Source organism: Brevibacterium sp. HMSC07C04, from assembly GCF_001815905.1.
Classification (GTDB): Bacteria; Actinomycetota; Actinomycetes; order Actinomycetales; family Brevibacteriaceae; genus Brevibacterium.
The window spans coordinates 119,359-129,869 of sequence record NZ_KV823235.1 but is presented as its reverse complement, the minus strand read 5'-3'; the positions used below and the strand labels follow the sequence as shown (position 1 = coordinate 129,869).

The following is a 10,511-nucleotide window of genomic DNA, read 5'->3' as shown; positions in this document are numbered from 1 at the left end:
AATGCAGCGCATTTGCGCGCAAAGCTGCATTAAAGCGTGGATCTGCGTTTGAACGGCGGCGCAGTGACAGCGCTGAGCAGCACATTAAAGCGTGAAACTGCGTTTGGAGCGCGGCAGAGAGCCGAGGCGGCAGGGCTCGCAGCGCGCCTCCGCCCGCAACCGCAGGCTCCGCACCCCTTACAGGACTACGCGGCCATTCGGTGTGGTGAACGTGACGGACATGATGCCCGGTTCGCCGTGCGGGGCCACCCAGTCAATGCCGATTTCAGGAATGGGCTTGTGGGCGTCGGTGCCCAGCCAGTCGCGCACGCGGTCGCGGCTGCCTGCAATCTGCAGCGATTCAATCGCCACGGCGTCTTCGCCGGTGAGTTCGCCGCTGCCGTCGAGTTTGCGCTGTGGGCGGGCCGACGGGTGCATTTCAGCCGGGGAGATCCAGTGGATGAAGTACGGCAGCTGCCCGTCGGCAATGACGCCCTTCACACCGATCTGCTTCCAGTGGATTTCCTCTGACCCCTCCGGGGTGCGGTTGCCGTCGACGGCTTTGCGCTCCAGGCGCTGTTCGACCTTGGCCAGGTTGTTGACGCTTATGCACCACGCCATCCAGCCGCCGCCCTTGGCGGACCGTGCCCTTGCGGCCTGCCCGAACGGCGTTGCAAGCGCTGCCGGGTGTTCGAGGGCTTCGACGACTTCGAGGTAGTGCCCGTTTGCCAGCGGGAAGATCAGGTTCCGCGTTCCGAACCGCGGGTGGATTCCGCCGTCGTAGTAGGTGATTCCGAGTTGTTCCGCCAGGCGGTCGGCTGTGGCCTGCAGGCCGTCCTGCTGAGCGGCGAACGAAACATGGTCCAGATTCATACCTTTGAGCGTGGCACAGATCTCATTTAAGCGAGACTTAGGTATACCTAACTTAGGTGGTTTGCGTGCCTTCTCAGCAGTCTCCACCTGACGAGGCGCCGCCTGTCATCGCGCTGATCTTCGGGTGTTCGCCGGGTGGGGAGGGCATGAAAAAGCGGGTGGGCGCGGCAGTCCGCTCCCACCCGCTTTCAGCTGTGTGCGTGAAGACAGCTGTCAGGCTTCGGCCTTGAACCGGTCAATCGATTCCTGAACGATCTTTTCGGCGACTTCGCGGCCAGCCCATTCGGAGCCCTTGACGAACTTGTTCGGTTCGAGGTCCTTGTAGTGGACGAAGAAGTGCTCGATCGCGTCCAGCTGGAACTTGTCGACGTCCTTGACGTCCTGAATGGCGTCAAAGCGCGGGTCGTCAGCGAGGACTGCGAGGACCTTGTCGTCACCGCCGGCTTCGTCTTCCATGCGGAAAACGCCGATGGGGCGTGCATCCAGCTGGCAGCCGGGGAACACGGATTCGTGCAGCAGGACAAGAACGTCGAGCGGGTCGCCGTCTTCGCCGAGCGTGTCCTCGAAGAAGCCGTAGTCAGTGGGGTAGGCCATCGAGGTGAACAGGTAGCGGTCAAGTTTGACGCGTCCGGTTTCGTGGTCCACTTCGTACTTGTTGCGCGAACCCTGCGGGATTTCGATGGTGGCGAGAAGTTCCAAGAGATTTCCTCCTGCGGATGGATGATTCGGAAAGGATTCCGTGATTTGTAGGCGTCACAATTAGCATAGTGAAGGCCAGAAAGAGGTGAGTAATCGGTGAGCAGTTCAGGTGCCCCCAAAGACGAGCAGGGCGGTGCGCGCGGGCGTCTCAAAGTCACCGCAGGTGTCGCCTCTATTCTTGCTGCACTGCTGACCGGATACGCCGCGCTCGATGCCCTGGACGCGGTTCCCGGCGTGCTCACCGTTGTGCCGACCTCCGGCGGCACCCCGCCTCCGTCGCTTTCGGGAACTGCGCCTCGGGCACTTGACATTTCGGGACTCGACACGAGAGCGCCCGTGCCGAAGAAGATCGCACCGGTTGTCGACAAGGCGTTCAAGGACAGCGGCTTCAAGGGAAAGATCGGCACTGACATTCGGGATGCCGCCACGGGTGAAGTCCTCTACGCCAAAGGCGAAAACACCGGCCGCACACCGGCTTCGGTGACGAAGGTGCTGACATCGGCGGCGGCACTCGGCGCCCTCGGGGCTGATCACACGTTCACAACCGCTGCTCGCCTGGACTCTGCCGAAGACGGCAGCGGGTCGCTGGCGCTTGTGGGCGGCGGTGATGTCATGCTCGGCAAGGGCGAATCCAAGCCCGGTGCCGTCAACGGGCGCGCAGGCCTTGGCACGCTGGCTGAGAACACCGCGCGGGAACTCAAGCACCGTGGTGTCGAAAAGGTCGAGGTCTACGCCGATGTGTCCCGCTACACCGGCCCGCGGTTCAGCAAAGACTGGGATCGCTCCGACATTGAGCTGGGCTTCATCACGAACCTTGACCCCCTCATGGTGCACATGGGTTCGAAGACCGGTGAACTCAAAGCGCCTCGCACACCTGAGCCTGCCCGCGATGCCCTTCGGGACTTTGCAGATGCGCTGACCAAGAACGGCATCGAGGTCAGTGTCCGAAACCCGGACGCGCAGACCGATCCACCGCAGGAAGAAGCCGCGCCGCTGCATCCGGAAGACGCCGAAGGCGACGGCGCTGAACAGCAGGATCAGACCCCGGCAGTGCTTGCCGAAGTACAGTCAGCACCCGTGTCCAGCCTGGTTCGGCACGCCCTGCAGCACTCGGACAACATCGTGTCTGAAGTGCTCGGGCGCGAAGTTGCGCTGGCCCGGGGTGCGGAAGCCTCCGAAAGCTCCGCACCGGCCGAGGTGCTGCGCCAGCTGGGCGACATGGACATCGACACCGGGGACATCCGCCTGTTTGACACATCCGGCCTGTCGTACAAGAACCGCATTTCACCGCACGACCTGACCGGGGTCATTGTAGCTGCCGCACAGTCCGACGACAGCCTGTCGCAGCTCATCCCCGGCATGCCGGTGGGCGGACTCAACGGCACGCTCATCCACCGCTACGGCGAAGGGGGTGCGGCGGGCAGCGTCTCGGCAAAGACCGGCACGCTGGCAACTGTCGCAAGCCTCTCAGGAACCGTCGTCACGGCTGATGGTCGCCTGCTGGCATTTTCGATGATGACCGAAGGCGCAGTGGGCGGGGCGCGTGAAGCAATCGATGCCGCCGTTACCGGTCTGGCCAAGTGCGGGTGCCGTTGACCGTGCGCATTCACGTCCCATCCGCGCTGGCCGCGGCCCGCGAATCCACTCCTGCCGGTCCGAAGGTGACCGCAGCTGATGGCGAAGACCTCGTTCTGGAAATGCGCGATGCGGCCGAAACCTCGTTCGATTTGCTGCTGGACGCCATGTGCCTAAGCCGCGAGGTCGAAGATGCCGCCCGGCAGCGCGCAGCCTCTGACCGAGTGCTCGTAGTCGATCGGATGGGCTGGGTGAAGGCCAACGCGCTCATGCTCACAGAGCTGCTGGAACACCTCGATGGCCCAGGAAGCGGCACGGACGGTGACCGCAGGACACACTCCCGAGGCGGACTCGGCACAGTTCTCGGTGCGGCACGGCAGAAACTCAGCTCGGCCCGTTCCGGTGCCGAAGCACGGTCTGCCGGAGTGCAGCTGGGCACGGTTCTTGGGATCCTGTCGCGCAGGGTGCTCGGGCAGTACGAACCCATGCGCAGGCCCGGTGCGCTGATCCTCAACGCCCCGACCATCCTCGCGATGGAGCAGCGCCTGCAGCTCAATTCCCGCGACTTCCGCCTGTGGGTTGCCTTCCACGAAACAACGCACCGCGTGCAGCTGGCGCTGGCACCGTGGATTCGCGGCGAGGTGATCGACCGCATCGGCCGTCTTCTCAACACAGAAGAATCGCTGGGCGACCTCCTGGCGCAGCTTCCGGCAGCCCTGCGCGGTGAAGTATCCTTGGCACACGCCGCACTCAGCGTCGAGGGTCAGCGGGCAATGGAAGACATCACCGCAATCATGACACTGTTAGAAGGGCACGCCGACGTCATGATGGACTGGGCGGGCAAACGGGTCATTCCCAGTGTCAGCCGTATTCGGCGCGTGTTCGATGCCAGCCGCAGGTCGGACACCGGGCTGCGGGCGGCCGCTATGCGGCTAATAGGTTCAGAAGAGAAACTCGCTCAGTACGAAGACGGCGCGCAGTTTGTGCGAACTGTCATCAGACAGGCGGGAATGGACGGATTCAACAGGGTGTGGTCATCACCGAGTGCACTGCCGAGCAGCTCGGAACTCCAGCACCCAGAAAGCTGGGTGTCCAGGGTTGTGCCAGACACCCCGGGCACAGTGTAGGAGCTATGGGAACCAGTAAGGACAGGAAAGTGAAACGCGCCAGCGGCGGCAGAGCGCGGGCAGCTGGAAACAGCCCCGCGCCGCAGCACCGTCGGCCGAGCCTTGACCCTGATTCAGCTGCCATTCGCCAGGCCGTGGTCGACTGCCTGCCCGCCAAGCCGGGCCGGTTCATCGTCGCCGTCTCCGGGGGACCGGACTCTGCTGCGTTGGCGGCAGCGTGCGCGTATCTGAACGTGAAGACGGAACACTCATTCACCGCCGTCGTTGTAGACCACGGCCTGCAGTCGGGGTCGGCGCACACGGCCGTGCGCGCAGCCGGAATGGTGCTGGGTCTTGGCCTGCCGGCAGTCGTGCGCACTGTCAACGTCGAGCGCACCGCCAGCGGACTGGAAGCCGATGCCCGCAAAGCCCGCTACCGGGTTCTTGAAAAAGCGCGCATCGCAGCTGGCGCACAGGCTGTTCTCACCGGTCACACGCGCGATGACCAGGCCGAAACTGTGCTGCTGGGACTGCTGCGCGGCTCGGGAAGTCGAGCAGTTGCCGGTATGCGCTCTAAGAAGGGCACGCTGTGGCGGCCCCTGCTCGGCATTGAGCGCAGACAGACCGTGAACTCCGCTTATGCACAGCGGATCCCCGCGTGGCACGATCCCATGAACACCGACCCCGACTACACGCGGGTGCGAGTGAGACAGGAGGTGCTGCCCGCCCTGGCCGACCACCTGGGCGAGGGTGTGAAGGGCAACCTCGCCCGCACGGCCGAACTGGCGGCCTTCGACGCCGACTACCTGGACGAACGGGCAGCCCGCATGGCAGAAAGCCTGATAAAGGCCGATCAGCTCAGCGCACGGACCGCAATGCTGCCGCCGGCGCTGGGCACCCGGGTCGCGCGGACGTGGCTTGCAGCTCAGCTGAAAGAACCGGACCAGCTCACAGCAGAACACATCCTCGGGGCGTGGCGGGCGCTGACCGGCGGAGCCCAGCCGCTGTCCATGCCCGGTGGCATGAGCCTTGTGCGAAACGACCGAGGTGACCTCCACCTCGTGCGCGGTGACGGCAAAACGCCCTGATCTGGCAAAGGTTTCACACACCGGTCGGATGGTCAGCGGGTATGCTGATGGGCGTCTCGGCTGGTGCGAGCAGAAAGGACACCGAGTGGACCAGAACGACCTCGGATCTGATATCGAGAAGATCCTCGTGACGGAAGAGCAGATCAAAACCCGGCTGCGGGAAATGGCTGCCGAAATCGACCGCGACTACGAGGGCAAGGATCTGCTGATCGTCGGTGTCCTCAAAGGCGCTGTCATGGTCATGGCAGACCTGGCGCGCGCTCTGCACTCCCACGTTTCCATGGACTGGATGGCGGTGTCCTCCTACGGATCCGGCACCAAGTCCTCCGGCGTTGTGCGCATCCTCAAAGACCTCGACGAAGACCTCACGGGCCGTCACGTGCTCATTGTCGAAGACATCATCGACTCCGGCCTGACCCTGTCATGGCTGCTGTCAAACCTGAAATCCCGCGGTGCTGCGAGCGTGGAGATCTGCACCATGCTGCGCAAGCCCGAAGCGATCAAGGTCGACATCGACGTCCGCTACACCGGCTTCGATGTGCCCAATGAGTTCGTCATCGGATACGGCCTCGACTACGCGGAGAAATACCGCAACCTGCCGTTCGTCGCCACACTGGCGCCGCACGTCTACAGCTGACCCGAACCACCCGACCACCGCGACTGAAACCGCACAGAGAAGAGCCAATGGCAGACAAGAAAACGAGCAAGCCCACCGTCAGAAAATGGGCCCGCGGCCCGTTTGTATGGGTTGTTCTTGCCCTCATCATCGTGTCGATCGGAGCTTCGCTCCTGGCTGGCGGCGGCTTCAAGCGCATCGACACCAACCAGGGGCTGCAGCTTCTCAAAGACAAAAAGGTCGAACAGGTCAAGGTCGTCGACGGTGATCAGCGCGTCGACATGGTCTTGAAGGACGACTTCAAGGTCGACGACCGCGAATACGGCAAGCGGGTGCAGTTCTTCTACGTTGAGCCCCGCGGCGAACAGGTGGTCAAAGCCGTTGACTCCGCTGATGCTTCCAAGGGCTTCACGGACGAGGTTCCCAAGCGGTCGTTCCTGACCACCCTGCTGCTGAACCTGGTTCCGTTCATTCTGATCGGACTGGTGTTCTGGTTCCTGCTCACGCGCATGTCTGCCGGTGCGGGCGGAATCATGAACTTCGGCAAGTCCAAGGCGAAGATGATTCAGAAGGAAGAACCTGATGTCACCTTCGCCGATGTCGCCGGTGTTGACGAAGCCCTCGAAGAACTTGAGGAAATCAAGGAGTTCCTGTCTGAACCGAAGAAGTTCACCGATGTCGGGGCGAAGATCCCCAAGGGCGTGCTCCTGTACGGTTCGCCCGGCACGGGTAAGACCCTGCTTGCCCGTGCGGTAGCGGGCGAGGCGGGGGTTCCGTTCTTCTCAATGTCCGGGTCGGACTTTGTGGAGATGTATGTGGGTGTGGGCGCCAGCCGTGTGCGCGACCTCTTCGAACAGGCGAAAGACAATTCGCCCTGCATCATCTTCATCGACGAAATCGACGCCGTCGGCCGCCAGCGCGGTGCCGGCATGGGCGGCGGCAATGACGAACGCGAACAGACGCTCAACCAGCTGCTGGTCGAAATGGACGGCTTCGACCCCACGAAGAACATCATTCTCATGGCGGCCACCAACCGCCCGGACGTCCTTGACCCCGCTCTGCTGCGACCGGGCCGCTTTGACCGGCAGATCGCCGTCGAAGTTCCCGACATGAAGGGCCGCGAACACATTCTCAAGGTCCACGCGCAGGGCAAGCCCCTGGCCGAAGAAGTCGACTTGGGTGCGGTGGCCAAGCGCACGCCGGGATTCTCCGGTGCTGACCTTGCCAACGTCATGAACGAAGCCGCGCTGCTGACAGCGCGCTCGAACCAGACCGTCATCGACAACACGATCATGGACGAAGCCATCGACCGTGTCATCGCCGGCCCGCAGAAGCGAACCCGGCTGATGAACGACAAGGAGCGCATGGTCACCGCCTATCACGAAGGCGGGCACGCTCTCGTCGCCGCGGCCATGAACCACACCGACCCGGTCACGAAGATCACCATTCTTCCCCGCGGCAAGGCGCTCGGCTACACCATGGTCATGCCGACAGAAGACAAGTACTCGGTCACCCGCAACGAACTTCTGGACCAGCTTGCCTACGCCATCGGCGGCCGTGCAGCAGAGGAGATCGTCTTCCACGATCCTTCGACCGGTGCGTCCAACGACATCGAAAAGGCCACGAGCACAGCTCGCAAAATGGTCACCCAGTACGGCATGAGCGACAAGATCGGCATGGTCAAGCTCGGTGATGAAGGCGGCGACCCCTTTGCCGGCCGCGCGGGCACGGGTGAGGTCGGCACGGCCGAAGCCACCAAGCTCATCATCGACGAAGAAGTGCGCACGCTCATCGACGCCGCGCACGCCGATGCCCACTGGGCGCTCAACACCAACCGGGCGATCCTCGACCAGCTGGCCTATGAGCTGCTGGAACGCGAAACCCTGGACGAAGCTGACCTCAAGCGCATCTTTGCGGACGTGCAGAAAGCCCCGAAGCGCGAAGTGTGGCTGACCAGCCAAGACCGTCCTGTCTCTGACATCCCACCGGTCACACCGCCGGAGCGCCGCGACAACACGGGTGATTGGCGTGACGCGATCGCCCGCCGGGCAGAAGAGCTCAAGCACCACGAGGACGGTTCGCAGGAATCGGCTGAAGCGACCAGTCCGCCTGAACAGTCCAGCCAGCCTGAACAGTCTGGTCCAGAGCCCAGCCGGGATGAGCCCGAACAGCCCGGGCCCGGCCGGGAAGAGCCGCCGCACGGCACCGAGGGCGACCGCTGATGGCGGACCTGCCGAAAATCGAGGCTGCCGTGCGCAGCATCCTCGAAGCCATTGGCGAAGACCCCGACCGCGACGGTCTGAAAGACACACCGCAGCGCGTGGCGAAATCCTACGCCGATCTGTGCAGGGGCCTGCACCAGAGCGCAGACGAACTGCTCGAAGTCAGCTTCGACATCGGCTATGACGAAATGGTGCTCGTCAAAGACATTGAAATGTTCTCCATGTGCGAGCACCACCTGCTGCCCTTTCACGGCAAAGCGCACGTCGGCTACATCCCGGGACCGGAAGGCCGGGTGACGGGCCTGTCGAAACTCGCCCGCCTGGTCGAGGTCTACGCCCGCCGCCCACAGGTGCAAGAACGGCTCACCACTCAGATAGCGGACGCGCTGGTGGACAACCTCAACCCGCGCGGCGTGATCGTCGTAGTGGAAGCGGAGCATCTGTGCATGTCCATGCGCGGGGTGCACAAGCCCGGTGCGAAGACCATGACCTCAGCGGTTCGCGGACAGCTGCGCGATCCCGCCAGCCGCGCAGAGGCCATCAGCCTCATTCAGGGAAGGTGACACATATGCGCACCAAAATCATGGGCGTGCTCAATGTGACTGCCGATTCCTTTTCCGATGGCGGTCGCTATCTGGACTACACAGCAGCGGTCGAACACGCACTGGAACTCGTTGAGCAGGGCGCGGACATCATCGATGTCGGCGGTGAATCCACCCGGCCCGGTTCCACCAGGGTGCCGGAAGACGAAGAGATTGCACGAGTAGTGCCGGTCGTCGACAAGCTCGTTTCCGAAGGCGTCACAGTCAGTGTCGACACTATGCGAGCTTCGACAATGGAGCGCGCGCTCGATGTCGGAGCGCACATCATCAACGATGTTTCGGCTGGAAAAATGGACAGCCGCATGTTCGACGTCGCAGCGAAATCCGATGCGCAGCTCATCGTCATGCACTGGCGGGGACTGCTGACCGATGCGCGTGCCACTCACACCTATGACGATGTTGTCGCCGAGGTTCGCGACGAACTTCTGGAACGTACGGACGCGGCTTTGGCCGCAGGGGTGAAGAACGAGCGAATCATCCTGGACCCGGGCTTGGGCTTTGCAAAAGACGCTGAGCACAACTGGCAGCTGATGGCCGGAATCGACGAGTTCAGCCAGCTGGGCTACCGGCTGCTGGTGGCCGGTTCGCGCAAGCGCTTTCTGGCCTCGCTCATCAACCCCGACAACCCGGCAGAGGCCAGCGAAGCAGACCGCGATGCCGCAACTGCCGCGATCACCGCGGTATCTGCACGCGCTGGAGCGTGGGCGGTGCGCGTGCATGACGCACGGACCTCCTATGTGGCCGCTGCCGTGTGCGATGCGATCGACAAAGCCGGACACGACTACCAGCTGAAGAAGCAGCGGCAATGACGGATGAAATCCACCTGACGGGCCTGCGGGCCTACGGCCACCACGGAGTTTTTGACTTCGAAAAGGCAGACGGCCAGGAATTCAGTGTGGACGTGCTGCTGACAGGCGACTTCAGCCAAGCAGCCCAGACCGACCGCCTGGATGACACGGTGGACTACGGGGCGGTGGCCGAGCTCGCCGCGAAGATTGTCAGCACCGAGCGCTACGACCTCATAGAAGCTCTCGCTGCCCGCATCGCAGGGGCCATTGCAGGGACCATCACTATTCCCTGCACGGTCTCAGTCACGGTGCACAAGCCGTCGGCGCCGATCGCCCACGATTTCGCCGATGTCACCGTGCGGGCATCCGCCATAAGCCACGGTAAGGCGAACACGCCCACCCGAGCGGGCGGCACCTCGTCAGAGCAGCGCATCACAGCAATCCTGTCGTTGGGAGCCAACAAGGCCAATCCGCGCGGACAGCTGGAAGACGCCCTGCACGCGATTGACCGCCTGCCGCGGGTGGAAGTCGTGCACGCTTCCGGCTTCTATGCGACAGCGCCCGTTGGGGGAGTGGAGCAGGACGATTTCGTCAACTGCGCGGCCGTCGTTGAGGCTGCCTGCAGTCCGCGTGAGCTCCTGGCTGCGCTGCAGGGAATCGAAGCGGCACAGGGTCGCGTGCGCGATGTCCGCTGGGGCCCGCGCACATTGGACATCGACATCATTCGGCTGACTGCCGCCGACAGCGACATCGACAGTCCCGATGCGCAGACCACCAGCAGCGATCCTATTCTCACCCTGCCCCACCCGCGGGCCCACGAACGCGCGTTCGTGCTGGTGCCGTGGGCAGAAATCAGGCCGCACGCCCGGATCAGCCACGGTGGGGCGCAGATTCTCGTGAGCGAAGCCGGCAGCCGCGTGCAGGCGGCTGAACCAGCGCAGACTGTTCGACGATTGGACTGAT

At 63.4% G+C, this 10,511-nt stretch carries 10 protein-coding genes; 8 read left to right on the top strand and 2 right to left on the bottom strand.

Features of this window, described 5'->3' with window-relative positions; all coding sequences use genetic code 11:
* Window positions 1-177: 177 nt before the first annotated feature.
* Together HMPREF3162_RS00930 and HMPREF3162_RS00925 are read right to left on the bottom strand one after the other, a co-directional pair.
* Entirely contained in the window at window positions 178-852 is a 675-nt protein-coding gene (locus HMPREF3162_RS00930) for a VOC family protein (protein ID WP_070776589.1), read from the bottom strand.
* A 213-nt stretch (window positions 853-1,065) separates the two neighbouring features.
* Entirely contained in the window at window positions 1,066-1,551 is a 486-nt protein-coding gene (locus tag HMPREF3162_RS00925) for an inorganic diphosphatase (RefSeq protein ID WP_019174538.1), read from the bottom strand.
* A 96-nt stretch (window positions 1,552-1,647) separates the two neighbouring features.
* On the opposite strand from HMPREF3162_RS00925, the gene dacB reads away from it, so the two are divergent.
* The 8 genes from dacB (at window position 1,648) to folK (ending at window position 10,510) form a co-directional block, all read left to right on the top strand.
* Complete coding sequence (gene dacB, locus HMPREF3162_RS00920) at window positions 1,648-3,147, top strand: D-alanyl-D-alanine carboxypeptidase/D-alanyl-D-alanine endopeptidase (protein ID WP_070776588.1); 1,500 nt, start codon at window positions 1,648-1,650, stop codon at window positions 3,145-3,147.
* Window positions 3,148-3,149: 2 nt separating this feature from the next.
* Window positions 3,150-4,253 (top strand): zinc-dependent metalloprotease, encoded by a 1,104-nt coding sequence (locus HMPREF3162_RS00915; protein ID WP_176747321.1) that lies wholly within the window; start codon window positions 3,150-3,152, stop codon window positions 4,251-4,253.
* A 29-nt stretch (window positions 4,254-4,282) separates the two neighbouring features.
* The gene (gene tilS / locus HMPREF3162_RS00910; RefSeq protein WP_176747320.1) at window positions 4,283-5,320 is read left to right on the top strand and encodes a tRNA lysidine(34) synthetase TilS; all 1,038 of its coding nucleotides are present in this window, start codon (window positions 4,283-4,285) and stop codon (window positions 5,318-5,320) included.
* Window positions 5,321-5,405: 85 nt separating this feature from the next.
* The gene (hpt, locus tag HMPREF3162_RS00905; RefSeq protein ID WP_070573273.1) at window positions 5,406-5,957 is read left to right on the top strand and encodes a hypoxanthine phosphoribosyltransferase; all 552 of its coding nucleotides are present in this window, start codon (window positions 5,406-5,408) and stop codon (window positions 5,955-5,957) included.
* Window positions 5,958-6,004: 47 nt separating this feature from the next.
* Window positions 6,005-8,158 carry an ATP-dependent zinc metalloprotease FtsH gene (ftsH, locus tag HMPREF3162_RS00900; protein WP_070776586.1) on the top strand — a complete coding sequence of 718 codons (2,154 nt, stop codon included), beginning with the start codon at window positions 6,005-6,007 and terminating at the stop codon, window positions 8,156-8,158.
* Window positions 8,158-8,721 (top strand): GTP cyclohydrolase I FolE, encoded by a 564-nt coding sequence (folE, locus tag HMPREF3162_RS00895; RefSeq protein WP_070573277.1) that lies wholly within the window; start codon window positions 8,158-8,160, stop codon window positions 8,719-8,721. The genes ftsH and folE overlap by 1 nt, the downstream gene beginning before the upstream one ends.
* Before the next feature lie 5 nt (window positions 8,722-8,726).
* Window positions 8,727-9,569 (top strand): dihydropteroate synthase, encoded by an 843-nt coding sequence (gene folP / locus HMPREF3162_RS00890; protein WP_070776585.1) that lies wholly within the window; start codon window positions 8,727-8,729, stop codon window positions 9,567-9,569.
* Complete coding sequence (gene folK / locus HMPREF3162_RS00885; RefSeq protein ID WP_070776584.1) at window positions 9,566-10,510, top strand: 2-amino-4-hydroxy-6-hydroxymethyldihydropteridine diphosphokinase; 945 nt, start codon at window positions 9,566-9,568, stop codon at window positions 10,508-10,510. The genes folP and folK overlap by 4 nt, the downstream gene beginning before the upstream one ends.
* The last annotated feature ends 1 nt before the right edge of the window (window position 10,511 follow it).